The following is a 23,761-nucleotide window of genomic DNA, read 5'->3' as shown; positions in this document are numbered from 1 at the left end:
GCGCTCAGTGACCGTGGAGGGAGGTACTGGCGGTACCGGTGACCGGCCCGCACCCGTTCACAGCGCCGCCGTCACGCCCGGCAGGAGCTTCCCGAGGATCGCCCTCAGCTGTTCGCGCTCCTCGGCGGTGAGCGGATCGAGCACGAGTTCGCGCACCTGTTCGACGTGCACGGGAGCGGCCGTGCGCAGCATCTCCCGCCCCGCCGGCGTCAGGGCGGCCGAGAGGGTGCGCTTGTCGGCGCCGCACGAGGCGCGCTCGACCCAGCCTCGCTCCTCGAGCGAGTCCAGCGCGTGGCTCAGACGCGAACGGCTGAGCCCGGCGATGCGGGCGAGCTCGGTCATGGTGACGGCGCCCTCGCCCCGGCCCGCCAGGGTGACGAGGATGGCGTAGCGCGCGTGGTTGAGCCCGACCTCGTCCTTCAGTGTGCGATCGAGCACCTGCGGCAGCAGCTGGACGAAGCGGATCACGGGCAGCCACGTGTCCATCTCGGTGTCGTCGAGTCGACGCGGATGCGGCTGCTCCGCCGTCATGGTGTCCTCCTGGACTGTCACGCCGCCGACAGGTCGAGCGTGTGCGCCGTGTGGTCCCGCTTGGCCTGCAGGTAGCGGGAGTTGGACTCCGACAGGTGCACCTCGGTCGGCACCCGCTCGGTCACGCGGATGCCGAGCTCCTCGAGCTGCACGGCCTTGTCGGGGTTGTTGCTCAGCAGACGGATGCCGTCGACCCCGACGGCCTTCAGCATCTGGGCGGCCACGGTGTAGTCGCGCTCGTCCTCGCCGCGGCCGAGGGCGACGTTCGCCTCGTACGTGTCGAGCCCCGCGTCCTGCAGGGCGTAGGCGTCGAGCTTGGCGTAGAGGCCGATCCCCCGACCCTCCTGGCGCAGGTAGAGCAGGAAGCCGCCCTCGGCGGCGATGCGCTCGACGGCCTCGCGCAGCTGGGGGCCGCAGTCGCAGCGCTCCGACCCGAAGACGTCGCCGGTGAGGCATTCGCTGTGCGGTCGCACGAGCGGGGCATCCCCGCCGTCGGTCGCGCGTTCGATCGCGGCGTTCCAGTCGCCGAGCCCCAGCAGAAGGTGCTCGCGGGCGTCGATCAGTCCGTCGAACGTGACCACGTCGGCGGTCGTGGAGAAGCCGTCGCCGAAGCGCAGCGGCACGCGGACGCGCGTGCGCTCCGTGGCGACCGGAGCGACGGTTGAAGTTTCAATCATGTCGGGTGCAACACGTGCTTCTGCGGAGTATTCCCGGATCTGTGAATCTCGAAGGGGTTCCCTCAGTACCTCCCATCCGAGGCGGAATCGGCGTTGACTGGATGTCACGCGAGAGAAGGAGCATCACGAATGCGCGGAGTAGTCATGCACGCCCCCGGCGACGTCAGAGTCGAGGAGCGGGAGAAGCCCACCATCACCCGACCCACCGACGCCGTGATCCGGATCGCGGCGACCTGCATCTGCGGCTCCGACCTGTGGCCGTACCGCGGTGCGAACGAGGTCGATCATGACCCGATGGGGCACGAGTACGTCGGCGTCGTGGAGGAGATCGGCGCCGAGGTGCAGACGCTGAAGGTCGGCGACTTCGTGGTCGGCTCGTTCATGGCGTCCGACAACACGTGCGAGATCTGCCAGGCGGGCTACCAGTCCCGCTGCGTGCACGTCGTGCCGATGGGCAGATACGGCACGCAGGCCGAGTACGCGCTCATCCCGCACGCCGACGGCACGCTGGTCGTCACACCCGGACAGCCCGATGCCGACTTGATCCCCTCGCTGCTCGCCGCATCCGACGTCCTCGGCACGGGCTGGTTCGCGGCCGTCGCCGCCGAGGTCGGACCGGGCAAGACCGTCGCCGTCGTCGGTGACGGTGCCGTGGGGCTCCTCGGCATCCTCGCCGCGCGGGAGCTCGGCGCCGAGCGCATCATCGCGATGAGCCGGCACGCCGATCGGCAGGCGCTGGCGCGCGAGTTCGGCGCGACCGACATCGTCTCCGAGCGTGGAGACGCGGGTGTCGCGCGCATCAAGGAGCTCACGAACGGCCTCGGCGCGCACTCGGTGATCGAGGCGGTCGGCACGCAGGAGTCCATGATGCAGGCGATCCGCTCCACCCGCCCCGGCGGCCACGTCGGCTACGTCGGTGTCTCCCACGACGTGGCGCTGCCGGGCGACGAGCTGTTCTTCTCCGGCGTGCACCTGCACGGCGGTCCTGCGCCGGTGCGCCGCTTCCTCCCCGAGCTGATCCAGCTCATCTGGGACCGGAAGATCGATCCGGGCAAGGTCTTCGACCTGACCCTTCCCTTGGAGGAGGCCGCGGAGGGCTACCGGGCGATGGATGAGCGCCGGGCGACCAAGGTGCTGCTCACCCTCTGACTTCCGGGGGTGCTTCCTGCTTCGCGCGTCGCCGGACGAGCTTCAGCTCGCTCGCGAGGATCCCGAGCACGACGAGCGCCCCGCCGATGAGTGCGGTCGCGGGCAGGCGTTCACCGGCGATGCGTCCGATGACCCCTGCCCACACCGGCTCTCCGGCGTAGATGATGGTCGCGCGGGTGGGCGACACCGACTTCTGCGCCCAGTTCATGGTGAGCTGGATCAGGCAGCTCGCCGCCCCCAGCCCGACCGCGCAGCCGACCCAGATCCAGGAGAACTCCGGCACGCCCTCGCCCACCACCGGCATCGTGAGCAGCCCCAGCACTCCCGCGGTCAGCAGCTGCACGACGGTGATGCGTCCGAGGTCGATCTTTCCCGCGAAGAGGCTGATCAGGATGATCTCCGCGGCGATCGGCACGGTGCTGATGATGGTCGCGATCTCACCGGCGCCGAGTGTCAGCGCGAAGGCGTCGGGTCCCGCGATGAAGAGCAGCCCGACGAAGGCCAGCCCCGCGCCGACGAACGCCATGGCGGGAGGACGCTTGCGGAACACGGCCCACTGCGCGAGCGGCACCAGCGGCACGTACATCGCGGTGATGAAGGCCGAGGTGCTGCTGTCGATGCTCTGCAGCCCCAGCGTCTGCAGACCGTAGCCGAGGTAGATCATCACGCCGATCGCGACGCCGGCGCCGATGTCGCGCCAGCGGATGCCGTGCAGCACGCGGCGGAAGATCACGACGCTGATGAGCCCTGCGATGAGGAACCGGATGCCGACGAAGAACCAGGGACCCGCGTGCTCCATCGCCCAGTGCACAAGCAGGAACGTGCTGCCCCAGACCGCGGTGATCGCGATGAGCGCGGCCTCCTGCGGACGCAGCCGCATGAAACGCAGACGAGAGGGCATCGTTGGCCCTTTCTCGACGTTGCCGGATAGAGCCTAACGGGCCGCGGCCGCCGCACGGATCGTGACGGGAGAAGACGTACGCGCACCGGATGCCGTGGCCGACTCGGTAGCCTCGCAGCATGAGCGACTTCGTGAGTGCCGTCGAGCTGAACGACCTTCTGACGCGGGGAGAGCCGGTGCGCGTGATCGATGTGCGCTGGCGGCTCGACCGTCCCGAGGCGGGGCATGGCGACTACCTCACCGGCCACATCCCCGGTGCCGTGTTCGTCGGGCTCGACACCGAGCTGTCCACCCACGGCGAGCCCTCGGAGGGACGGCACCCGTTGCCGTCGACGGCAGCCCTCCAGGAGGCGGCCCGTCGATGGGGCGTGCGAGCCGGTGACACGGTCGTCGCCTACGACGACTTCAAGAGCATCTCGGCTGCCCGCGCGTGGTGGCTGCTGCGTCAGGGCGGCGTCGACGTGCGCGTGCTCGACGGTGGCATCCAGGGCTGGAAGGCCGCGGGGTTCGACGTCGCGACCGACGATGTGCGCCCGGAACCGGGCGACGTCGTGCTCCGCCCGATCGGCGGCGATGCGATCTCGATCGACGAGGCTGCCGCCTTCCCGGCATCCGGTGTGCTGATCGATGCCCGTGCTGCCGATCGGTATCGCGGCGACTCCGAGCCCTACGACCCGGTCGGCGGGCACATCCCCGGCGCGCGCAACCTTCCCGAGCCCGTTCACTTCGACGCGCAGGGGCGCATCCTCGATCGAGAGACGATCCTGGCCAGCTTCGCCGAGGTCGGCGTGACCCCGGGGACGACGGTCGCGGCGTACTGCGGTTCCGGCGTGACGGCCGCCCACACGGCGCTGGTCCTGCACGAGGTCGGCATCGACGCGAAGGTCTTCCCCGGATCGTGGAGTCAGTGGTCCAACACCCCTGGCCGTCCGGTCGCGACGGGCGATCAGCCCGGCTGATCCTCGCGGGGACCGTATCCCCAGTGCAGGCTGAGGGCGCCGGGGCCGAACGCCCTGCGCACCAGATGCACCGATGTTCCGCGCGGCGGCGGCAGCGGCGTCACCGTCACGCCCTCCGGCGTCTCGACGTGCTCCTCGCACCAGTCCGGGATGGCATCGGGGTGAAAGCGCGTCCACACCAGCAGCTCCCTGGCCTTCTGAGCCACGGCGTGACCGGTGTCGCGTGTCTGGGGATAGTCGGGCGGATACTCGACCGACCATTCGACCATCGCGGTCTCCGGCGCTGTCAGGGGCACGTCGAGCTCGAACAGCACCCCGTGCACCTCACCGTCCGGGTGGGAGTATCGAGCGGCGATCCTGCCGCCGGACACGGCCGCCAGCTCCGGTGCCGGGGTGCGCACCCCGGGGTTGATCTCCAGGAAGGGGATCGCCGTGATGGTGCCCACCGTCGACTGCACGATGCTGCGCGTGATGCTGGAGGCGATGTTGCCGTCGGCGCCCACATCGGTCACCGAATGGGTCGTGAGCTCGCGCGAGGTGTCGGGATACGAGGCGCCGAGCGCGCGGAAGGCCTCGATCACGGCCAGCTCGAGCTCTTCCTCCTCGATCGGGAACTGGTTCGGCCCGAGCGGCCCTGTGCGGTTCGTCGAGCGGAGCAGTCTGCTCAGGGCACCGACGTCGAGCCCGAGAAGCTCCTCGATGTCGGAGAGCGCGGCCAGCGACTGCACACCCTCCGGCCGTCGCGCGCCCGATCGCCAATAGCTCAGCGTCGCCATGGACACGCGATTCCCGCGGGCCTTGAGCTGCCGCTGCAGCCACGACAGCGTCACCGGCTTGGCGTTTATCGCGTCGCGCAGGGCGTTCGCGAAGTCATCGGATTCGGCTCTGCGCGCGTCATCTTCGATATTCATCACAGATCCCCTCCGGTATGTGAAGATCAGCGCCTTAGAGTGAGCATACGACCGCACGCGCGTACCTCAGGGGACCGGGTAGGCATGTGGGGTCACTTGGCCGTCTTCGCAGGCAGGGTGCCCAGTCCTGCGATCACCGGCCTGACGCAGTGATGCCCCCCTTGCTGCGTATGTCGTGAAGCCCGGCAATCGATCTGGGGAGATCAGCCGGGCTTCACGAATCCTCCCTCCGCGCGGCTCCCGGCGTTGCGTCTGCGCAGCCCCGCGTAGACTGGGAGCAATACCCCGGAGGACTCTGGACCGTCATGTCTGCCCCTGCTCGCGCATTCACCATGCGCCACGTGCAATTGCTGCGCGCTCTGTTCGCCGCAGTCGCTGCGCTGATGATCACGTTCTCGTCCGATCACTCGGCACCCGTCGGTCTGTCCGTCTTCAGCGGCTTCGTCCTCATCACCGCCCTCGTGCAGGTGCTCGCGGCCTGGCTGGTCGTTCCCGCAGGGTCGCGCTGGTCGTACGTGCTGCTCGCAGCGGTCGGCATCGTCGCCGGCATGGTGAGCGGCATCCCGGCCTGGCGCTCCGATGATCTGTTCTTCGTCGTCGTGTCGTCCTGGGCGATCGTCAGCGGCGGCATCGAGCTGCTCGCCGGGATCCGGGCTCGTCGCACCGGCGGCATGCTGTCCCGCGACGCGATCTCCGTGGGGGCGCTGGGTGTTCTGCTCGGTATCGTCCTGCTGCTGATCCCGGCCGGTTTCCTGCAGGAGTACACGATCGACAAGGCCGGCACATTCGTGCTCTCCGGCATCATCCTCGGTGTCGGCATGTTCGGCGGCTATGCGGCGATCGTCGCCGTCTTCCTCGGCATCGCCGGCCTCACGCCGAAGCAGATCGACGCCGCGACCGCGGCATCCGATTCGAACGACAGCGCCGCTCCCGCGGAGCACGGAGGAGAGCGATGAGCGACGAGAAGCCCACCCGCCGGGACATTCTGCGGCCCCTGCACCTGCTCCTCATCGCGGCCGGCTGCGGCGTCTTCGCCATGGTCGTCACGCTGGTCTCCACCGGTGCCTTCACGTCGCGGGTGAACGCGTCGATCGCGAACGGCACGTACGACGGGCTGACCCCGTTGGCCCTGGGCCTCGTCGTCGGCGGTGGGGCCTTCATCGTGACGCTGCTGATCCTCGCGATGCTGATCCTCGCCGTCGACCCGGCCGACGTCACCAAGACGATCGATCGTCCGGTGCTGTACGACGAGGAGCCCGAGGGAGACGACCCCGACTCCGAGGCGACCGGCCGCCGCGCCTCCTCCTGATCCGCGCGTATCGCGCACCGGTCGGAATATCGGTGCGACCGATCGGCTTGTCCCTGTAGTGACTGCCTCCGTCGACCGCGCCTCCATCGGACTCCGGTCGGAGCGAGGCCCCATCCTCGGCGCGCTCATGCTCGCCACCGGCCTCATCGCGATCGACGCCACGATCCTCGCGACCGCGGTGCCCAGCATCGTCCGCGATCTCGGCAGCTACCAGCAGTTCCCGTGGCTGTTCTCGGTGTATCTGCTCGCGCAGGCCGTGAGCGTGCCCATCTACTCCCGATTCGCCGACACCGTGGGCCGAAAGCCCATCATCCTCCTCGGCATCGTGCTGTTCCTGCTCGGTTCCCTCCTGTGCGGATTCGCCTGGAGCATGCCGGCGCTGATCGTGTTCCGCATCATCCAGGGCATCGGCGCCGGTGCCGTCGCCCCCATGGCGATGACCATCGTCGGCGACATCTACACGGTCGCCGAGCGCGCCAAGGTGCAGGGGTATGTCGCGAGCGTGTGGGCCATCTCTTCGGTCGTCGGTCCGGCACTCGGCGGAATCTTCGCCCAGCTCGACGCCTGGCGGTGGATCTTCTGGATCAACATCCCGCTCTGCCTGATCGCCGGGTGGATGCTGCTGCGCAACTACAAGGAGCAGAAGCAGACCCAGCGCCACAGCATCGACTACGCGGGAGCGGTGCTGCTCACGATCGGGTTGACCGCGGTCATCCTCGGCATGCTGGAGGGTGGCAACGCCTGGGCATGGCTGTCCGTGCAGAGCGCGCTCTGCTTCGGGATCGGGGTGATCGCCCTCGTGGCCTTCGGCATCGTCGAGCGCCGCGTCGCCGAGCCGATCGTCGACCTGCGTCTCGCGGCTCGTCGGCTCATCCTCACCACCACGCTCGTGTCGCTCGGCATCGGCGCGCTGATGCTCGGTGTCACCAGCTTCGCTCCGGCCTACCTCGAGGGATCCACCGGCATCGCCCCGCTGCTCTCCGGCCTCGCGGTCGCGGCGCTGACCCTCGGCTGGCCGCTCGCCGCGGCGAACGCAGGACGCCTGTATCTGCGGATCGGCTTCCGCCGCACCACGCTGATCGGCATGAGCATCACGACGGTCGCCGCCATCGCGCTGGCCGCCGTGGCCTCGTGGCCGAACCCGTTCGTGATCGCCGGCATCGCCTTCGTGCTCGGTTTCGGACTCGGGTGGAGCGCGGCGCCGACCCTGATCGCCGCGCAGGCCTCGGTCGGCTGGGGCGAGCGCGGGGCGGTGACGGGCATGAACGCGTTCGCACGGTCGGCCGGAAGCGCCGTGGGCGTCGCGGTGTTCGGCGCCATCTCCAACGCGGTCATCGCGCAGGGAGCGGGTCCTGACGACCCCGGCACGATCATCCATGCGTCGGTCTGGGTGTTCGTCGCGGTCGCCGTGACCGCCGTGCTCACCCTGATCGCCGCCGCGTTCATGCCGAAGGACAGGGTCGAGGAGCACTCCGGAGAGCCGGCTCCCTAGTCACGGGGCCGTGCGCTCGGAGTACCCGTCGAGTGCGAACCGCGCTCAGCGGGCGAGGCGCTCCGCGATGCCCGTGTACGTCGCCGGGGTCAGCGCGAGCAGGCGCTGCTTGGCGGCGTCGCCGATCTCGAGACCCTGCACGAACTCGGCGAGGTCTGCGGCCCCCACCCGGTGTCCGCGCGTCAGCTCCTTGAGCAGCGCATAGGGGTCGGTGATCGTGGAGCGTCCGGCGACGACCTCGGCGCGGATGACGGTCTGGATGGCCTCGGCCAGAACTTCCCAGTTCACGTCGAGGTCGGCCAGCAGCACGTCACGCGAGAGCGAGATCGCGTTCAGGCCTCGGCGCAGGTTGTCCAGGGCGAGCAGCGAGTGCCCGAATGCCACGCCGATGTTGCGCTGCGTGGTGGAGTCGGTGAGGTCGCGCTGCAGGCGGCTGGTGACCAGCGTCTGGCCGAGCGAGGCGAGCAGCGCACCCGAGATCTCGAGGTTGGCCTCGGCGTTCTCGAAGCGGATCGGGTTGATCTTGTGCGGCATCGTCGACGAGCCGGTGGCACCGGCGACCGGGATCTGCGCGAAGTAGCCGAGCGAGATGTAGGTCCAGATGTCGGTCGCGAGGTTGTGCAGGATGCCGCCGGCGTGACGCACGCGGTCGTAGAGCTCGACCTGCCAGTCGTGCGACTCGATCTGGGTGGTGAGGATGTTGAACCCCAGGCCCATGCCCTCGATGTACTCGCGGGCGATGGTCGGCCAGTCGGCGTCGGGGTCGGCCGCGAGGTGCGCGGACCAGGTGCCGGTGGCGCCGGAGAACTTGGCCAGGTAGTCGGATGCCGCGATCTGGCCGCGTACGCGCTCGAGACGCCACGCGAACACCGCGAGCTCCTTGCCCATGGTCGACGGCGTCGCGGGCTGACCGTGCGTGCGGGAGAGCATCGCGGCGTCGGCGTGCTCGACGGCGAGCTCGCGCAGCTTCGCGATCACGGTGTCGAGCGCCGGGAGCCAGACCTCTTCGACGGCGCGCTTCACGGTGAGGGCGTACGAAGCGGAGTTGATGTCCTCGCTCGTGGCGGCGAAGTGCGTGAGCTCGGCGATGCCGTCGAGTCCGAGCGTCGAGAGCCGGTCGCGCACGAGGTACTCGATCGCCTTCACATCGTGCTGGGTGACCGCTTCCTTCTCGGCCAGCCAGTCGATCTCGGCCTGCCCGAAGTCGCGGTAGAGGGCGCGCAGGCGCTCCTTGTCGGCGTCGGAGAGCGGAGTCGTCTCGAACAGCGAGCGGTCGGTGAGTGCGATCAGCCACTCGACCTCGACCTCGACGCGCGCCCGGTTCAGGCCCGCCTCGGACAGGAAGTCGGCGAGACCGGTGACGGCGCCGCGGTAGCGACCGTCGAGCGGGCTCAGGGGCTGGGGCGGGAGCGAAGGCTGGAAAGTCAGGGGAGTCCTCCTGATCGGGCCCCTCAGAGGCGGGGCGTGCGGGGGAGACGCAGAGCGGGTTCGAGCTGACGGAACAGGCCCCGAGTCGCCGCCTCAATCATACCGAGCACGGAATCGAACATTTCCGCTCCCGCGTAGTACGGATCGGGCACATCGTGGCTCGAGGCGTTCGGGTCGAAGGCCAGCAGCAGGGTGACCTTGCCCTCCTCGTCCTCGTCGTGCGCCCACTCCCTCAGGATGCGCTCGTGGGTGCGGTCGAGCGCGACGACGAGATCGTTGTCGGCGAACGCCGCAGCGGTGAACTGGCGGGCGCGGTGCTGCGAGCCGTCGTAGCCGCGTCGGGCCAGCGAATCGATCGTGCGGTGGTCGGCCCGCTCGCCGAGATGCCAGTCGCCGGTTCCCGCACTGCGCGAGACGATGCGCTGGCCGAGTCCCTGCCGTTCGGCGAGGTCGCGGAAGACGACCTCGGCCATGGGAGAGCGGCAGATGTTCCCCGTGCAGACGAAGATCACGCGGAAGGGATCCGGGGATGTCACAGATACATTCTGCCCGCCCTCGGGCGTCCTGCACAGCGCGAGCCGTCTCCCGCGACCTTCTGCACATCCCGAGCAGGCGTCGCTCTCTCCACCGGTCGTGCGGATCGGGTGGGGCGGGTGGCCCGTGATCGCGGATGCTGAGGCCATGTACTCGTTCGCGCACGACCTGTCCGGCGGCTCCTCCACGGCGTGGGGGCAGGTCCTGGCGTGTCGGGAGATCGGCGAGGCCCTCTCGACGCTCGAGGAGGCAGGAGCGACGCTGGTCTCGCTCATCGATGCGTCCGACTGGCGATCCGCGGGTCTCCGTGCGCTGAACGAGCTGCTCGCGCGAGTGCGTGATGACACCGCCGTCGAGATCGGGAACCTCGAGGTGAGGCGGTGGGAGCTGGCTGAAGGGAGTGCCGGATGAGGCGGATCACGAGTGCGGAGGCGTCGACGAACGCCGGGGAGCTGGAGATCGATCACGGCGGGGCGATCGCCGTCGACACCGAGCAGCTGCGCGAGGTCGGCGCGCGCCTGCGCACGGTGGCATCGAGGTTCGCCGAGGCACGCGAGGCGGTCGGTCGCGCGCAGGCGCTCCTCTCCTCCTCCGCGCAGGCGGATCCGCAGGTCGACCTCGGTGCTCTCCGACGCAGCGGCGAACGGGTGGGCATGCTGGGCGCCGAGATCGAGAACGCCGGCACCGGAACGCTGTTGATGGCCGATGCGTTCGAGGTGGTCGAGCTGCGAGCACAGGCGGAGGCCCTCGCTCTCACCGACGCCGCGGCGGCGAACGAAGCGCAGGCGCGCGCCGACGAGATGGTCGAGGCAGACACACGGCTGGGGACCATGGCGGACTGGCTGGTGGCGGGCTGGAAGCGGCAGCGCTTCGACGGGCTCGGCGACCAGTACGACCCGGACGGCCCGCTCCCGTCGGTGTTCGTGGCCGGCGCCCTGGTGGGGGTCGCTTCGGGGCTCGGCAAGGTCCGACCGGGCATGGTGCTGTCGGGGGTGACGGATCCCGTGCGGGTGACGCCGGTCAAGACCACGACTCCGAACGCGCCGACAGGCCTCGCTGCGGCCTTCCGGCGGGTGCCAGGAGCGACCGCGCAGGTCGCGGTCGAGAAGTACACGATGGTCGGGGGCGCGCCCCGGTACGTGGCCTACATCGCCGGGACTCGGAATTCGCTGCCGTGGCAGGCGGGGGAGTCAGAGCCGTGGGACATGAAGTCGAACGTCGAGCTCTATCAGGGCGGCCCGTCGGCGTCGTATCAGGCCACCCTCGATGCCCTCACGGCGGCGGGTGTGGAGCCGGGCGACCGGGTCGACGTGGTCGCGCACTCGCAGGGCGGGATGATCGCCGCCCGCCTGGCGATGGAGAGCGAGTTCGAGGTGTCGGTCATGATGACTGCGGGCAGTCCCACCGAGCCGAGTCTGACCGACGACCAGACTCTGCTCCAGCTGCGTCATACCGACGACGTCGTGTCCGCGCTAGCCGCGGGCGGGTCGGCGGAGGGGACGGGATCTCCCGACAGTTTCACCGCGTCGCGCGTCGGCGATCCGCACGGCGGAATCCAGGATCTGAAGCTGCAGACCCACGGCCTGGAGACCTACGTCGCGACGGCGGAGATGGTCGACGCGTCAGACGACCCGCGGGCCGAGGCCGTCGACGAGTACTGGGAAGAGCTCGGTGAAGCCGTGGAGGTCGAGCGTATCGAGTTCCATGCCGAGCGGGCGGGGTGAACCCGACCGACTCAGTCGCGGCGGTTCTTGCTCTGCGGTCGCAGGATGAAGCCGAAGATGCCGTTGATCACCGAGATGATGAGCGCGGCGAGCACGCCCCACCAGAAGTCGCCGACCGTCAGGCCCCAGCCGAAGCCGCTCGTGATCCACGCGGTCAACCACAGCAGGAAGCCGTTGATCAGGAAGCCGATCAGACCGAACGTGATGATGTAGAGCGGGAACGCGACGATCTTCACGATCGTGCCGATGATCGTGTTCACGAGCGCGAAGATCGCGGCCACCGCGAGCAGGGTCAGTACGAGCTGCAGCGTCTCGCCCGGCGGGAAGGCGGTGATCACGACCTGCAGGGCAGGGATCAGGGTGACGACCCAGAGGGCGAAGGCGTTGACGACGACGCGGATGATGAAGCGCATGGTCCGACCAGTGTCCCACGGACGCCCGCGAGTGTCAGCCTGCGGTGTCTTCTGCAATGTGTGCGGAGATGACCTGTGCGATCTGGTGCAGGTCCAGTCGGCTCTGTGCGACGTCGAGAACGAAGTCGAATGCCTCGTCGTTCGTGAACGTCACCTCGTATCCGTTGAGTCGGATGAAGATGAACGTGAGGTACAGAGAGATCCGCTTGTTCCCGTCGAACAGCGCGTGGTTCTGTGCGACCGAACTGATCAGCGCCGCGGCCTTCTCCGCGAAGGTCGGATACGCATCGACGCCGAACATCCCCGCTGAAGCGCGAGCGAGCGCGGAGAAGAGCAACCCTTCGTCACGGACGTGCAGTCCGAGCTTCGCTATCAGGGCGAGGGCCTGCGCCGGCTCGATGTACTCCGTCGCCATCGCTCAGGCGTCTTCGAGTCGCTTGAGAGTCTCGGCGTAGCGTTCGGTCACCTCGTCGGCGATCGAGAGCACGCGGTCTGTCTTCGACTCGCTGTTCGCGAACCGCGCTGCCGCCTCGATGATCACCGCGTGCTTCGAAGTGTGCCGGGCGCGCGCGATCGCCTCGAGCTGTGCATCGAGTTCTTCCGGAAGTCGCACCGTCATCGCCATACCAGAATGGTATCACTGCGTGTCGAGTGCTGGCAGGGGAGAAGCCGCAAATGGCCGATCCCGCCGCCCTCGTAGACTCGACCTCGTGACCGAGCCCATCCTGCCCCGCATCCGTCCCGCCATCGCCGCGCTCGCGCCGTATCGCCAGGGCAAGCAGGCAGGTCCCGACGCGTTCAAGCTCTCGAGCAACGAGAACCCGTTCGATCCCCTGCCCTCGGTGCTCGAGGCGCTGCAGAGCACGACGCCGATCAACCGCTACCCCGACGCCACGGCCGGGCGCCTGCGCGCGCGTCTCGGTGCCCGCTACGGGGTCGAGCCCGACCAGGTGCACGTCGCATCCGGCAGCGTGTCGATCCTGCACCAGCTGATCCTCGCGACCGCGTCGGTCGGCGATGAGGTCATCTACGCGTGGCGCTCCTTCGAGGCGTACCCCAGCCTGCCGCTGGTGGCCGGTGCGACCGGGGTGCAGGTGCCGCTCACCGCCGATTCCCGCCACGATCTCGATGCGATGGCGGACGCGGTGACCGATCGCACCCGCGCGATCATCCTGTGCACGCCCAACAACCCGACCGGGCCGATCATCACCTCGGCCGAGTTCGCCGCCTTCGTCGAGCGCGTCCCGAACGACGTCCTGATCATCCTCGACGAGGCGTACACCGAGTTCGTCACGGCGCCCGACGCGGTCGACGGCCTCGCCGAGCGCGTGTTCGAACAGCACCCGAACGTGGTGGTGCTGCGCACCTTCTCGAAGGCCTACGGTCTCGCCGGCCTCCGCGTCGGCTATGCGATCGGACACGAGAAGGTGCTCGACGCCGCGCGCACCACCGGTATCCCGCTCTCGGTCACCTCCGCCGCGGAGAACGCCGCGATCGCCAGCCTCGACGCCGAGCCCGAGCTTCTGGAGCGCGTCGCCGTGATCGTCGAGCGACGCGCCCGCCTCCTGGAGGGCCTCCGCGCGCAGGGCTGGGACGTGCCAGACTCCCAGTCCAACTTCGTCTGGCTGCCCGCGGGCGAGCGCACCGACGAGGTGGCTGCGGCCTTCGTGGAGAACGACCTCATCGTCCGTCCGTTCTCGGGAGACGGCATCCGCATCTCGGTGGGCGAGGAAGACTCCATCGCCCGCGTGCTCGAGGTGGCAGCCTCCGTCCGCTGAGGCGGTCCCTCACCCTGGTTCAGGCGGTTTTCCGCGGTTTTCTCCGGGTTCCCGCCAGTTACAAGGGCGTCCTAGGTATGCGTGACCTGGCATGCGGGCGCGGGTAGCGTGAGAGCGTGACCACCTCCGAGACACCCCTTGTGAGCGTTCTGGACGAGACCGGACGCTACGCGCCGTCCGCCGCCGCTGAGCGATACCTTCCCCTGATCGAAGCGATCGGCGACGTGGAACTCGAGCAGTTCTACCGGGACATGGTCGTCATCCGTGCGATCGACACCCAGGCGACGAACCTGCAGCGGCAGGGGCAGCTCGCGCTGTGGCCGCCGAGCCGGGGGCAGGAGGCGGCACAGGTCGGCTCCGGTCGCGCCGCCCGCGCGCAGGACACGATCTTCCCCTCGTACCGCGAGCACGCCGTGACCCGCATCCGCGGCGTCGATCCCGTCGACATCATCAAGCTGATGCGCGGCGTCTCCCACGGCGGGTGGGACCCGACCGACCCCAAGAACGGCAACACCCGGTTGTATACGCTCGTGCTCGGATCGCAGGTGCTGCACGCCGCCGGCTACGGGATGGGCCTCGTCTTCGACGGCCGCACCGGAACCGGCGATGCCGACCGCGATGAAGCGGTCATCGTCTACTACGGCGATGGCGCATCCAGTCAGGGCGACGTGCACGAGGCGATGGTCTTCGCCGCGAGCTACCAGGCGCCCACCGTCTTCTTCCTCCAGAACAACCACTGGGCGATCTCCGTGCCCGTGTCCACCCAGTCGCGCGTGCCGCTCGTGCAGCGCAGTGCCGGCTACGGCATCCCGAGCGTCCGTGTCGACGGCAACGACGTGCTCGCCAGCTACGCCGTCTCCCGTGTCGCGCTCGACGAGGCCCGCGCCGGCAACGGCCCGCAGGCGATCGAGGCCGTCACCTATCGACTCGGCGCCCACACCACGAGCGACGACCCGACGAAGTACCGCGGCAGCGACGAGGAGCAGTACTGGGCCGGTCGCGATCCGATCGTCCGGATGCGCGCGTTCCTCGAAGGGCGGGGCGCATCGGCGCAGCTGTTCGCCGACGTGGAGGCGGAGGCGGCGGATGCCGCGGAGGATCTGCGCGCCCGCACCGTGGAGCTCGGGCCGCCGAGCGCCGACAAGATCTTCGACCACGTGTACAGCGAGCCGCATCCGCTGATCGACCAGCAGAAGGCCTGGCGCGCGCAGTACGAAGCGTCGTTCGAAGGAGGAGCCCAGTGACTCTGGAGACGATGCCGCTCAGCAAGGCGCTGAACGCGGGTATGCGCAAGGCCATGGAGAACGACCCGAAGGTTCTGCTCATGGGCGAGGACATCGGCAAGCTCGGCGGCGTCTTCCGCGTGACGGAGCATCTGCAGCGCGACTTCGGAGACCGTCGGGTGCTCGACACCCCTCTGGCCGAGTCGGGGATCGTCGGCACCGCGATCGGCATGGCGATGGTCGGGTACCGTCCCGTCATCGAGATCCAGTTCGACGGTTTCGTGTTCCCCGCGTTCGACCAGATCACCACGCAGCTCGCGAAGCTCACCAACCGGCACGAGGGCGCGATCAGCATGCCCATCGTGATCCGCATCCCCTACGGCGGGCACATCGGCGCGGTCGAGCACCACCAGGAGAGCCCGGAGGCGTACTTCGCGCACACCCCCGGCCTGCGTGTGGTCTCGCCGTCGACGCCCAACGACGCGTACTGGATGATCCAGGAGGCGATCGCCTCGAACGACCCGGTGATCTTCATGGAGCCGAAGAGCCGCTACTGGCAGAAGGGCGAGGTCGAGCTCGATGCCTCCGCCGTGCCGCTGCACTCCTCGCGGGTCGTCCGCACGGGCAGCGACGTGACGCTCGTCGGGCACGGTGCGATGGTCACCACGCTCCTGCAGGCCGCGGCGCTCGCCGAGGCCGAGGGCACGAGCTGCGAGGTCGTCGACGTGCGCTCGCTGTCGCCGGTCGACTACGAGCCCATCCTCGATTCGGTGCGCAAGACCGGACGCATGGTCTACGCGCAGGAGGCCCAGGGCTTCGGCAGCATCGGTGGCGAGATCGCGGCGACCGTGATGGAGCGCGCGTTCTATGCGCTCGAGGCGCCGGTGCTGCGCGTCTCGGGCTACGACACCCCGTTCCCGCCGGCGAAGCTCGAAGGCGCGTACCTCCCTGATGCCGACCGCATCCTCGAGGCCGTCGATCGCTCCCTGGCATACTGACATCCCCGCTCGGCCGAAAGGACTCGTCATGAGCACGCAGAACTTCACCCTCCCCGATGTCGGGGAAGGGCTCACCGAGGCCGAGATCGTGGCCTGGAAGGTCGCCCCCGGCGACACGGTCGCTATCAACGACGTGGTCTGCGAGATCGAGACGGCCAAGTCTCTCGTCGAGCTGCCGTCGCCGCACGCGGGTGTGGTGGGCGAGCTGCTCGTCGCGGAGGGCACGACGGTCGAGGTCGGAACGCCCATCATCACGTTCGTCACTGAACCCGCCGCCGGTGCTCCGGTCGCTGCTGCTCCTGCCGCCCCGGCCGCGGAAGAGGGCGGCGGCTCCGTGCTGGTCGGCTACGGCACGGGAGGCGGGGCCACCTCGCGTCGCAAGCGCCCGGCCGAGCGTCCGGTGCGCTCCTCCGTCGGCGTGATCGCGAAGCCCCCGATCCGCAAGCTCGCCCGCGACCTCGGCGTCGACCTCACCGCGGTCGCCGCGACCGGCGCCGACGGCGAGGTCACGAGAGACGACGTCATGAAGCACGCCTCGCAGGCCAGTGTCTTCCGCAACATCGAGACTCCCGAGTGGGGAACCGTGCGCGAGGAGACCGTGCCCGCACCCCAGCCTGCTCCGGCTGGGCTCGCGCGAGGGCTCACTCCGACCCAGCCTTCGGCTGCCGGCGACGACCGCACCGAGTCGATCCCGGTCAAGGGTGTGCGCAAGGCCACGTCTTCGGCGATGGTGCAGAGCGCGTACTCGGCCCCGCACGTGACCGTGTGGAAGGAGATCGACGCCAGCCGCACGATGGAGCTCGTCAAGCGCCTCAAGGCCTCGCCCGACTACGCCGACATCCGCGTCTCGCCGTTGCTGATCATGGCCCGCGCCGTGATCTGGGCCGCCCGCCGCACGCCCATGGTGAATGCGGCCTGGATCGAGACCGAAGCCGGCGCCGAGATCGCCGTGCGCCACTACGTGAACCTCGGTATCGCCGCCGCGACCCCGCGCGGCCTGCTCGTGCCGAACATCAAGGACGCGCAGGACCTCGGCATGAAGGACCTGGCGCGGGCGCTGAACCGTCTGACGCTCACCGCGCGCGAGGGCAAGACCCCGCCGGTCGATCAGCAGGGCGGCACGATCACCATCACGAACATCGGCGTGTTCGGGATGGATGCCGGAACCCCGATCATCAACCCCGGCGAGGCCGGCATCGTGGCGATGGGCACCATCAGCCAGAAGCCGTGGGTCGTAGACGGCGAGGTGCGTCCTCGTTGGGTGACGACGGTCGCAGGGTCCTTCGACCACCGCGTGATCGACGGCGACGGCATGAGCCGCTTCATCGCCGACGTGGCATCGGTGCTCGAGGAGCCCGCGCTGCTCGTGGACTGACCCCGCGTCAGGCGCTCTGGCGCAGGCGCTCCTCGGCCAACAGCGGCACGGCATGCTCCCTCGCCGCACGGCGAGCGGTGGCGACGGCTCCGCGTGACACGACCTCGGCCCCGAGCGTCGAGGCCAGGATCTCGGGCGCCGGCAGGTGCAGCTCTTCGGGCAGGATGCGTCGGGCCGCGGTCAACACGGGCTCGATGCTCTCGGCGACCGCTCCGCACACGATGACGCGCGTCGGGTCGTACATGCTGCCGAGCACGCCGACGATGCGGGCGACGGTGGCTCCGACGCGGGAGGTGACCAGCGCGGCATCCGCGTCTCCTGACGCGGCGAGGGTCAGCACGAGCCGGGGATCGATGCGATCGGCCTCGACGAGCCGGCCGACCGCGCTGTCTGCGGCGATCTCGCCCTCATCCACCGCCGCGCGCACCTGATCCTGCACCGCGTAGCGGAGGCCGAACGCCGACCCCACACCGACGATGTGGTCGAACACGACGCCCTCGCCGACGCCGCCGTGCGCACCGTGCAGCACGTGGCCGTCGACGACCACGCCGCCGCCGAACCGCTCGCTCGCGAGCAGGGCGACATAGTCGCGGCACCCGATAGCTGCGCCCTCAGCGCCCTCGGCGATGGCGGCGAGCTGTGCGTCGTTCTTGATCTGGACGACCGGAGCCCAGTCGCGCAGGGCCTCGGCGAGGCCCGGGTTGGTGCGCTCCCAGAAGCCGTCGGGGTGGGGCGGGGAGATGCCGTCGCGGTTCACGGGGGCGGCGACGCCGACGCACACTGCGAGCACCTGGTCGCGCGTCACCTCGGCCTCGGCGAGCGCATCGCCCAGGCGCTCGAGGATCGTCGCGCGCCTCTCGGCGGCCGACTGCGACGGCTCGAACTCGACGCGATGATGCACGAGGGTCCGGTCGAGGGGATCGGCGACGGTGACGGCGAGGTGGGTGTCTCCCGCATCCACCCCGATCACGACGCCGAGGTCGGGGGCCAGCACGAAGCGGCGCGAGGGGCGACCTGCGCGGTAGGTGCCGGCCGCGCGGGCGTTCGGGAGCTCGCGCAGCACGTCGGCGCCGACGAGCGTGTCGATCGCATCGATCGCGGTCGAGCGGGTGAGGGAGGTGCCCGCCATCGCCTCGGTCGCGGTGAACTCACCGGCCGTCCAGGCGAAGTCGAGGATGGCGCCGACGCTCGCGCGCCCTGTTCCCAGGTCTGCGGAGACTTCTGTCATGGCACTTGACCTCCCTGTCTTCCAATGAGAGAGTACCCTTCGGCAGAGTAAATTCGCTCACTAGATTTAGTACGCGGATCTACACGACGGAAGGACGACGGTGTCTGAGAGACGAACACACGCGGTGCGAGCGGTGGCCGCGGCCCTGGGGGTCACCCTGGTCGGCACGGCGCTGGCAGGCTGTGCCGCCGGCACGGGAGCGGAGACCATCCGCTTCACGTTCAGCAAGCGCGAGGCGATCGAGTTCATGACCGCCCTCGTCGCCGAGTACAACTCCTCGCAGAGCGATGTGAAGGTCGAGATCGACACCTCGGGCGTCGATGTCGTCTCGGCGAGCTTCGTGCGGGGCAATCCGCCCGACATCATGCTCGCCAACTACAACTACGAGATCGCCCGCTTCGTGCAGCGCTGCGCGCTCACCGACCTCTCCGAGACGGACGCCGCCGCCAGCATCCGCGACGACCTGCAGCCGCTCATGGACCAGTACGGATCCTGCGAGGGTCGCACGAGCGCGCTGCCGTACTCGGTGATGGCCGCATCCGTCATCTACAACAAGGAGATCTTCCAGGCGCAGGGCCTCGAGGTTCCGCAGACCTGGGACGAGCTGCTCGCCGTGTGCGACCAGCTGAAGGCCGCCGGCATCGATCCGTTCTACGGCACGTTCAAGGACGACTGGACCGTGGGGCAGGGGTGGTACGACTACTCCGCCGGCGGATCGGTCGACGTGGTCGACTTCTTCGACGCGCTCGCCGCCGAGGGAGCGGATGTGGGACCCGACTCCGACGTCTCGTTCTCGAAGGACTTCACCGAGCCGATGGACAGGATGCTGCAGCTCGCGAACGACTACACGAACGCGGATGCCCCGAGTCGCGGCTACGGCGACGGCAACCTCGCCTTCGGCAAGGGCGAGGCGGCGATGTACCTGCAGGGCCCGTGGGCCTTCAGCGAGATCGCGAAGACCGCGCCCGACCTGCAGCTGGGCACCTTCCCGCTGCCGATGACGAACGACCCCGCCGACCTCGGCGTGCGCGTCAACATGGACCTCGCCGCGATGATCCCGGAGGGCTCGCACCACAAGGAGGCCGCCCGCGACTTCCTCGAGTTCCTCTACCAGCCGCAGAACATCGAGGAGTACAACGCCTCGCAGCTCGGCTTCACCCCGACGAAGGGCGCTTCTGCCCCCGACGACCCCCGGGTCGAGGGCATGGTCGAGTACTACGACAACGGGCAGATCTATCAGGGCCCCTCGGTGCTCGTGCCCAAGACGCTTCCGATGATGAACTACGCGCAGGCGATGGTGCTCGGCGCCTCGCCGAACTCCATCCTGCGCACGATGGACGCGGACTGGGCCCGCATCGCCTTCCGCGCGCCGATCCCCTCGACGAAGGACACCGCGTCCGCGTCGGGCGACCCATCCGCTTCCGGCGAGACAGAGGAGTCCGCGCCATGAGCACCACCACCCCCACCGCACCCGCCGACAGCACGACCCTCATCGTCACCGGCGGCGACCGAAAGCTCCGCCGGCACACGCGTCGCGTCGAGCCGATCTACTACCTGTTCCTGCTGCCGACGCTCGCGCTCTTCACGCTCGCGATCACGGTGCCGGGTGTCATCGGCATCTTCTTCAGCTTCACCGACTCCATCGGCATCGGCGAGTGGAGCTTCAACGGGCTGACGAACTACATCGCGCTGTTCAGCGATCCGTCGATCCTGCAGAGCTACCTGTTCACCTTCGGGTTCTCCATCGCCACGGTCATCGTCGTGAACGTGGTCGCGTTCCTGCTGGCGGTCGGGCTCACCTCGCGCATCCGGTTCAAGACGGGCCTGCGCACGATCTTCGTCATCCCGATGGTGATCTCGGGCATCATCATCGCCTACGTCTTCAACTTCCTGTTCTCCAACTCGATCCCGGCGGCGGGCGCGGCAGCCGGCATCCCGTGGCTCGAGACGAGCCTGCTCGCCAACCCCGACCTCGCCTGGATCGCGATCGTCGTCGTCACCGCCTGGCAGGCCGTGCCCGGCACGCTGCTGATCTACATCGCCGGCCTCCTGTCGGTACCCGGCGAGGTCTACGAGGCGGCCAGCATCGACGGTGCCAGCAAGACGCAGCAGCTCACCCGCATCACGCTCCCGCTGGTGGCGGGGTACGTGGTGATCAACGTGATCCTCGGATTCAAGGGCTTCCTGAACGCCTACGACATCATCGTCGGCCTCACGAACGGCGGCCCCGGCACCTCGACCCGCAGCGTCGCCATGACGATCATCGCGGGCTTCAACGGCGGCGACTACGCCTACCAGATGGCCAACGCGACCATCTTCTTCATCGTCGCCGTGCTCATCTCCCTCCTCCAGCTGTCGCTGACGCGCGGAAGGAACGCACTCTGATGTCGACGCAGACACTCACCACCATCCCCACCTCGGGCAAGAAGCGCCGCGTGCGCATGGAGCGGGTGAACTGGTCGGGCACGATCATCCTGATCCTGTGCGCCGTCACCGTCCTCCTGCCGCTGTACGTGACCATCTCGATGGCCCTCAAGACCACGGGCCAGGCGGTCGACGGCAACGCCTTCTCGCTCCCGGCTCCGTTCAGCTTCGACGGCTTCGTCGAGGCATGGACCCTGACGAAGTTCCCCGTCGGCGCCGGTATCTCGCTGCTGGTCACCGCCGGCACCGTGATCGCGACGATCGTGCTGGCGGCCTTCGCCTCGTACGCGATCGTGCGCAACTGGGACCGCCGGCTGTTCCGCTACTCGTTCTTCTACCTGCTCGCGGCGATGTTCATCCCGTTCCCCGTCGTGGCGCTGCCGCAGATCCAGCTCACCGGACGCGTCGGTCTCGACAACCCGTTCGGGGTGATCATCCTGGCGACCATGTTCCAGCTGAGCTTCAGCGTGCTGCTGTTCACCGCGTTCCTGAGGTCGATCCCGATCGAGCTGGAGGAGAGCGCCCGTATCGACGGCGCGACGACGTGGCAGACCTTCTGGAAGCTGATCTTCCCCCTGCTCGCCCCCATGAGCGCCACCGTCGGCATCTTCGCGTTCCTGTACGCCTGGAACGACTTCATGATGCCGTCGCTCATCATCGCCGACCCCGCGCTGCAGACGCTGCCCGTGCGGCAGAACCTGTTCCAGAACCAGTTCAGCAACAACTACAACGTCGCGTTCGCCTCGTACCTGATGGCGATGGCGCCCGCGATCGTGGCCTACCTGTTCACCCAGAGATGGGTCATGGAAGGCGTCACGCAGGGCGCCGTCAAGGGCTGACGCTCACCGAAGCCCCCGACCCCCGGAAAGAAAGAAGGAGTTCCCCCCTCATGACCGACGCGCTTCTCGTCGAGACCCGCACCGCCCCAGACGCCGCCTGGTGGCGTCAGGCGGCCGTCTACCAGATCTACCCGCGCAGCTTCGCCGACGCGAACGGTGATGGGATCGGCGACATCCCGGGCATCGTCTCGCGGGCCGATTACCTCCGCGATCTCGGCATCGATGCGGTCTGGCTGAGCCCGTTCTATCCGTCTGCGCTCGCCGACGGCGGATACGACGTCGCCGATTACCGCGACGTCGACCCGCGGTTGGGCACCCTCGCCGACTTCGACGACATGGTCGAGGCGCTGCACTCCCGCGGCATCCGGGTGATCGTCGACATCGTCCCGAACCACTCCTCCGACCAGCACGAATGGTTCCAGGAGGCGCTCGCCGCCGGTCGCGGCTCGGCCGCGCGCGATCGCTACATCTTCCGTGAGGGCACCGGCCCCGACGGCTCCGAGCCGCCGACCGACTGGGACTCGGTGTTCGGCGGCAGCGCGTGGGAGCGGGTCGAAGACGGGCAGTGGTACCTGCACAACTTCGCCGTGGAGCAGCCCGACCTCAACTGGGATCACCCCGAGGTGCGCGCCGACTTCCTGAAGACCCTGCGCTTCTGGTCGGACCGGGGAGTGGACGGATTCCGCATCGACGTCGCCCACATGCTCACGAAGGACCTCAGCGAGCCGCTGCCCTCGCGCGCCGAGCTCGACGCGATGGACCGCACCTCGGGCACGCATCCGATGATCGACCGCGACGACGTGCACGAGATCTACGCCGAGTGGCGTGCGGTGTTCGACGAGTACGACCCTCCGCGCACGGCCGTCGCCGAGGCCTGGGTGGAGACACCGGAGCGCCGCGCGAAGTACGCCTCGGCGGAGGGTCTCGGACAGGCGTTCAACTTCGACCTGCTGGTGGCCGACTACGACGCGGCGCAGTTCCGGAGCATCATCGCCGACAACCTGCAGCAGGCGCAGGCGACCGGATCGTCGACGACCTGGGTGCTGTCGAACCACGACGTCACCCGGCACGCCACCCGCTACGGACTCCCGGCGCTGAACGGCCGCCCGGTCAAGCAGGGCACCGAGTGGGTCAAGGCCGGTGGCCCGGCAGAGGGCCTCGATCGTGACGGCGGGCTCCGCAGGGCGCACGCAGCTACCCTGCTGCTGCTCGGTCTTCCCGGCAGCACCTACCTCTACCAGGGGGAGGAGCTCGGGCTGCACGAGGTGGCGCAGATCACCCCGGAGCAGCGTCAGGACCCCGGCTTCTTCCGCGGTGCCGAGTTCGACGGTCTGGGCCGCGACGGATGCCGCGTACCGCTGCCGTGGACCGCGGAGGGCTCGTCCCTGGGGTTCGGCGCGGGCGGTGCGCACCTCCCGCAGCCGGCATGGTTCGCGCAGTACGCGGTCGACGTCGAGGCGGCCGACCCGTCGTCGACGCTGTCGCTGTACCGGGAGGCTCTGCGCCTGCGGCACCTGCTGCAGACCGACGAGACGCTGGAGTGGATCGATACCGGACGCGCCGACGTGCTGCGCTTCGCCCGGCCGAACGGGTGGCAGGTGGTGTCGAACTTCGGTGCCGAGCCATTCGACCTGGGTGCGGACGCCGCCGACGCGGTGCTCGCAAGCCTTCCGCTCGAGGGTTCCGCGCTTCCCGGTGAGTCCACCGCCTGGATCGCACCGGCCGCCCTGCGCGCCTGAGTTCCGCCCACATCTGCGCCGAGACCCATCGCGCTCGCCGAGACCCATCGCCCCGGTCGTCTGCGGCGATGGGTCTCGGCGCGTGGAGTGGGTCTCGGTGAGATGGGCGAGGGAGAAACGGCGGGGATT

Annotated in this window: 25 protein-coding genes; 15 read left to right on the top strand and 10 right to left on the bottom strand. The window is 69.1% G+C overall.

The annotated features are described in order from the left end of the window. Positions 1 to 57 precede the first annotated feature (57 nt). Both ACP699_RS10630 and ACP699_RS10625 read right to left on the bottom strand, forming a co-directional pair. Positions 58 to 531 (bottom strand): MarR family winged helix-turn-helix transcriptional regulator, encoded by a 474-nt coding sequence (locus tag ACP699_RS10630; RefSeq protein ID WP_055866647.1) that lies wholly within the window; start codon positions 529 to 531, stop codon positions 58 to 60. A gap of 17 nt (positions 532 to 548) precedes the next feature. Next, positions 549 to 1,208 carry a GTP cyclohydrolase II gene (locus tag ACP699_RS10625; RefSeq protein ID WP_017829773.1) on the bottom strand — a complete coding sequence of 220 codons (660 nt, stop codon included), beginning with the start codon at positions 1,206 to 1,208 and terminating at the stop codon, positions 549 to 551. Between the two features lie 129 nt (positions 1,209 to 1,337). On the opposite strand from ACP699_RS10625, the gene ACP699_RS10620 reads away from it, so the two are divergent. Continuing rightward, positions 1,338 to 2,357 (top strand): zinc-dependent alcohol dehydrogenase family protein, encoded by a 1,020-nt coding sequence (locus ACP699_RS10620; RefSeq protein ID WP_219869886.1) that lies wholly within the window; start codon positions 1,338 to 1,340, stop codon positions 2,355 to 2,357. Here ACP699_RS10620 and ACP699_RS10615 read toward each other — a convergent pair. Next, a complete protein-coding gene (locus ACP699_RS10615; RefSeq protein ID WP_426171012.1) occupies positions 2,347 to 3,258 on the bottom strand; it encodes a DMT family transporter in 912 nt (303 codons plus the stop codon). The two genes, ACP699_RS10620 and ACP699_RS10615, sit on opposite strands and share 11 nt — an antisense overlap. Before the next feature lie 119 nt (positions 3,259 to 3,377). Here ACP699_RS10615 and ACP699_RS10610 point away from each other — a divergent pair, with 119 nt between their 5' ends. Further along, positions 3,378 to 4,217 (top strand): sulfurtransferase, encoded by an 840-nt coding sequence (locus tag ACP699_RS10610; RefSeq protein ID WP_127483233.1) that lies wholly within the window; start codon positions 3,378 to 3,380, stop codon positions 4,215 to 4,217. Here the strand turns inward: ACP699_RS10610 and ACP699_RS10605 are convergent. Further along, positions 4,205 to 5,128, bottom strand: a complete 924-nt coding sequence (locus ACP699_RS10605; protein WP_017829769.1) for a hypothetical protein — start codon at positions 5,126 to 5,128, stop codon at positions 4,205 to 4,207. The two genes, ACP699_RS10610 and ACP699_RS10605, sit on opposite strands and share 13 nt — an antisense overlap. Positions 5,129 to 5,433: 305 nt before the next feature. Here ACP699_RS10605 and ACP699_RS10600 point away from each other — a divergent pair, with 305 nt between their 5' ends. From ACP699_RS10600 to ACP699_RS10590, 3 genes are read left to right on the top strand one after another with little or no spacing between them, the layout of a single operon-like run. Continuing rightward, positions 5,434 to 6,084 (top strand): acyl-CoA synthetase, encoded by a 651-nt coding sequence (locus ACP699_RS10600; RefSeq protein ID WP_426171009.1) that lies wholly within the window; start codon positions 5,434 to 5,436, stop codon positions 6,082 to 6,084. Then, the gene (locus ACP699_RS10595) at positions 6,081 to 6,437 is read left to right on the top strand and encodes a hypothetical protein (RefSeq protein WP_017829767.1); all 357 of its coding nucleotides are present in this window, start codon (positions 6,081 to 6,083) and stop codon (positions 6,435 to 6,437) included. The genes ACP699_RS10600 and ACP699_RS10595 overlap by 4 nt, the downstream gene beginning before the upstream one ends. A gap of 58 nt (positions 6,438 to 6,495) precedes the next feature. Next, positions 6,496 to 7,929 carry an MFS transporter gene (locus ACP699_RS10590; protein ID WP_055875077.1) on the top strand — a complete coding sequence of 478 codons (1,434 nt, stop codon included), beginning with the start codon at positions 6,496 to 6,498 and terminating at the stop codon, positions 7,927 to 7,929. A gap of 45 nt (positions 7,930 to 7,974) precedes the next feature. On the opposite strand, the gene purB is transcribed toward ACP699_RS10590, so the two are convergent. Continuing rightward, on the bottom strand, positions 7,975 to 9,357 hold the full coding sequence (gene purB, locus ACP699_RS10585; RefSeq protein WP_051056563.1) for an adenylosuccinate lyase: 1,383 nt from the start codon (positions 9,355 to 9,357) through the stop codon (positions 7,975 to 7,977). Positions 9,358 to 9,380: 23 nt separating this feature from the next. Beyond that, on the bottom strand, positions 9,381 to 9,830 hold the full coding sequence (locus ACP699_RS10580) for a low molecular weight protein-tyrosine-phosphatase (protein WP_426171568.1): 450 nt from the start codon (positions 9,828 to 9,830) through the stop codon (positions 9,381 to 9,383). A gap of 160 nt (positions 9,831 to 9,990) precedes the next feature. Between ACP699_RS10580 and ACP699_RS10575 the strand changes: the two genes are divergently transcribed. Then, complete coding sequence (locus tag ACP699_RS10575) at positions 9,991 to 10,302, top strand: hypothetical protein (RefSeq protein WP_288969956.1); 312 nt, start codon at positions 9,991 to 9,993, stop codon at positions 10,300 to 10,302. Next, positions 10,299 to 11,615 carry a hypothetical protein gene (locus ACP699_RS10570; protein ID WP_426171006.1) on the top strand — a complete coding sequence of 439 codons (1,317 nt, stop codon included), beginning with the start codon at positions 10,299 to 10,301 and terminating at the stop codon, positions 11,613 to 11,615. Before ACP699_RS10575 ends, ACP699_RS10570 begins: the two co-directional genes overlap by 4 nt. A gap of 11 nt (positions 11,616 to 11,626) precedes the next feature. On the opposite strand, the gene ACP699_RS10565 is transcribed toward ACP699_RS10570, so the two are convergent. Genes ACP699_RS10565 through ACP699_RS10555 form a run of 3 tightly spaced genes read right to left on the bottom strand, consistent with a single transcriptional unit; the run spans position 11,627 to position 12,653 of the window. Then, complete coding sequence (locus ACP699_RS10565) at positions 11,627 to 12,028, bottom strand: phage holin family protein (protein ID WP_055866628.1); 402 nt, start codon at positions 12,026 to 12,028, stop codon at positions 11,627 to 11,629. Between the two features lie 34 nt (positions 12,029 to 12,062). Next, the gene (locus ACP699_RS10560; protein ID WP_426171003.1) at positions 12,063 to 12,443 is read right to left on the bottom strand and encodes a type II toxin-antitoxin system death-on-curing family toxin; all 381 of its coding nucleotides are present in this window, start codon (positions 12,441 to 12,443) and stop codon (positions 12,063 to 12,065) included. A 3-nt stretch (positions 12,444 to 12,446) separates the two neighbouring features. Further along, the gene (locus ACP699_RS10555; protein WP_055866625.1) at positions 12,447 to 12,653 is read right to left on the bottom strand and encodes a ribbon-helix-helix protein, CopG family; all 207 of its coding nucleotides are present in this window, start codon (positions 12,651 to 12,653) and stop codon (positions 12,447 to 12,449) included. Positions 12,654 to 12,738: 85 nt separating this feature from the next. Here ACP699_RS10555 and ACP699_RS10550 point away from each other — a divergent pair, with 85 nt between their 5' ends. The 4 genes from ACP699_RS10550 to ACP699_RS10535 all read left to right on the top strand — a co-directional run bounded on the left by ACP699_RS10550 (position 12,739) and on the right by ACP699_RS10535 (position 17,402). After that, a complete protein-coding gene (locus ACP699_RS10550; protein ID WP_055866622.1) occupies positions 12,739 to 13,806 on the top strand; it encodes a histidinol-phosphate transaminase in 1,068 nt (355 codons plus the stop codon). A gap of 116 nt (positions 13,807 to 13,922) precedes the next feature. Next, positions 13,923 to 15,050 carry a thiamine pyrophosphate-dependent dehydrogenase E1 component subunit alpha gene (locus tag ACP699_RS10545; RefSeq protein WP_288969859.1) on the top strand — a complete coding sequence of 376 codons (1,128 nt, stop codon included), beginning with the start codon at positions 13,923 to 13,925 and terminating at the stop codon, positions 15,048 to 15,050. A gap of 11 nt (positions 15,051 to 15,061) precedes the next feature. Continuing rightward, positions 15,062 to 16,027: an alpha-ketoacid dehydrogenase subunit beta gene (locus ACP699_RS10540; protein ID WP_055866953.1), complete on the top strand. Its 966-nt coding sequence runs from the start codon at positions 15,062 to 15,064 to the stop codon at positions 16,025 to 16,027. A 28-nt stretch (positions 16,028 to 16,055) separates the two neighbouring features. Beyond that, positions 16,056 to 17,402, top strand: a complete 1,347-nt coding sequence (locus ACP699_RS10535; protein ID WP_426171000.1) for a dihydrolipoamide acetyltransferase family protein — start codon at positions 16,056 to 16,058, stop codon at positions 17,400 to 17,402. Between the two features lie 7 nt (positions 17,403 to 17,409). Here ACP699_RS10535 and ACP699_RS10530 read toward each other — a convergent pair whose 3' ends face one another. Next, positions 17,410 to 18,630 (bottom strand): ROK family protein, encoded by a 1,221-nt coding sequence (locus ACP699_RS10530; protein WP_426170998.1) that lies wholly within the window; start codon positions 18,628 to 18,630, stop codon positions 17,410 to 17,412. Positions 18,631 to 18,730: 100 nt separating this feature from the next. On the opposite strand from ACP699_RS10530, the gene ACP699_RS10525 reads away from it, so the two are divergent. From ACP699_RS10525 to ACP699_RS10510, 4 genes are read left to right on the top strand one after another with little or no spacing between them, the layout of a single operon-like run. Next, the gene (locus ACP699_RS10525) at positions 18,731 to 20,080 is read left to right on the top strand and encodes an ABC transporter substrate-binding protein (RefSeq protein ID WP_426170996.1); all 1,350 of its coding nucleotides are present in this window, start codon (positions 18,731 to 18,733) and stop codon (positions 20,078 to 20,080) included. Next, a complete protein-coding gene (locus tag ACP699_RS10520) occupies positions 20,077 to 21,015 on the top strand; it encodes a carbohydrate ABC transporter permease (protein WP_055866606.1) in 939 nt (312 codons plus the stop codon). Before ACP699_RS10525 ends, ACP699_RS10520 begins: the two co-directional genes overlap by 4 nt. Continuing rightward, the gene (locus ACP699_RS10515; protein WP_055875050.1) at positions 21,015 to 21,893 is read left to right on the top strand and encodes a carbohydrate ABC transporter permease; all 879 of its coding nucleotides are present in this window, start codon (positions 21,015 to 21,017) and stop codon (positions 21,891 to 21,893) included. Before ACP699_RS10520 ends, ACP699_RS10515 begins: the two co-directional genes overlap by 1 nt. A 50-nt stretch (positions 21,894 to 21,943) precedes the next feature. Continuing rightward, positions 21,944 to 23,632 (top strand): glycoside hydrolase family 13 protein, encoded by a 1,689-nt coding sequence (locus ACP699_RS10510; protein WP_426170992.1) that lies wholly within the window; start codon positions 21,944 to 21,946, stop codon positions 23,630 to 23,632. The last annotated feature ends 129 nt before the right edge of the window (positions 23,633 to 23,761 follow it).

Origin of the sequence: Microbacterium sp. DWRC1-3 (assembly GCF_049896645.1) — a bacterium.
GTDB lineage: Bacteria > Actinomycetota > Actinomycetes > Actinomycetales > Microbacteriaceae > Microbacterium > Microbacterium maritypicum.
Note: the sequence above shows the minus strand (reverse complement) of the source record. Positions and strands in the feature narration are given on the sequence as shown.

What these genes read in the sequence shown, in the direction of transcription:
- ACP699_RS10630 (WP_055866647.1), bottom strand. Translation starts at nt 531, where the DNA reads ATGACGGCGGAGCAGCCGCATCCGCGTCGACTCGACGACACCGAGATG.
- ACP699_RS10625 (WP_017829773.1), bottom strand. Translation starts at nt 1,208, where the DNA reads ATGATTGAAACTTCAACCGTCGCTCCGGTCGCCACGGAGCGCACGCGC.
- ACP699_RS10620 (WP_219869886.1), top strand. Translation starts at nt 1,338, where the DNA reads ATGCGCGGAGTAGTCATGCACGCCCCCGGCGACGTCAGAGTCGAGGAG.
- ACP699_RS10615 (WP_426171012.1), bottom strand. Translation starts at nt 3,258, where the DNA reads ATGCCCTCTCGTCTGCGTTTCATGCGGCTGCGTCCGCAGGAGGCCGCG.
- ACP699_RS10610 (WP_127483233.1), top strand. Translation starts at nt 3,378, where the DNA reads ATGAGCGACTTCGTGAGTGCCGTCGAGCTGAACGACCTTCTGACGCGG.
- ACP699_RS10605 (WP_017829769.1), bottom strand. Translation starts at nt 5,128, where the DNA reads ATGAATATCGAAGATGACGCGCGCAGAGCCGAATCCGATGACTTCGCG.
- ACP699_RS10600 (WP_426171009.1), top strand. Translation starts at nt 5,434, where the DNA reads ATGTCTGCCCCTGCTCGCGCATTCACCATGCGCCACGTGCAATTGCTG.
- ACP699_RS10595 (WP_017829767.1), top strand. Translation starts at nt 6,081, where the DNA reads ATGAGCGACGAGAAGCCCACCCGCCGGGACATTCTGCGGCCCCTGCAC.
- ACP699_RS10580 (WP_426171568.1), bottom strand. Translation starts at nt 9,830, where the DNA reads ATGGCCGAGGTCGTCTTCCGCGACCTCGCCGAACGGCAGGGACTCGGC.
- ACP699_RS10570 (WP_426171006.1), top strand. Translation starts at nt 10,299, where the DNA reads ATGAGGCGGATCACGAGTGCGGAGGCGTCGACGAACGCCGGGGAGCTG.
- ACP699_RS10565 (WP_055866628.1), bottom strand. Translation starts at nt 12,028, where the DNA reads ATGCGCTTCATCATCCGCGTCGTCGTCAACGCCTTCGCCCTCTGGGTC.
- ACP699_RS10560 (WP_426171003.1), bottom strand. Translation starts at nt 12,443, where the DNA reads ATGGCGACGGAGTACATCGAGCCGGCGCAGGCCCTCGCCCTGATAGCG.
- ACP699_RS10555 (WP_055866625.1), bottom strand. Translation starts at nt 12,653, where the DNA reads ATGGCGATGACGGTGCGACTTCCGGAAGAACTCGATGCACAGCTCGAG.
- ACP699_RS10540 (WP_055866953.1), top strand. Translation starts at nt 15,062, where the DNA reads ATGCCGCTCAGCAAGGCGCTGAACGCGGGTATGCGCAAGGCCATGGAG.
- ACP699_RS10535 (WP_426171000.1), top strand. Translation starts at nt 16,056, where the DNA reads ATGAGCACGCAGAACTTCACCCTCCCCGATGTCGGGGAAGGGCTCACC.
- ACP699_RS10530 (WP_426170998.1), bottom strand. Translation starts at nt 18,630, where the DNA reads ATGACAGAAGTCTCCGCAGACCTGGGAACAGGGCGCGCGAGCGTCGGC.
- ACP699_RS10520 (WP_055866606.1), top strand. Translation starts at nt 20,077, where the DNA reads ATGAGCACCACCACCCCCACCGCACCCGCCGACAGCACGACCCTCATC.
- ACP699_RS10515 (WP_055875050.1), top strand. Translation starts at nt 21,015, where the DNA reads ATGTCGACGCAGACACTCACCACCATCCCCACCTCGGGCAAGAAGCGC.
- ACP699_RS10510 (WP_426170992.1), top strand. Translation starts at nt 21,944, where the DNA reads ATGACCGACGCGCTTCTCGTCGAGACCCGCACCGCCCCAGACGCCGCC.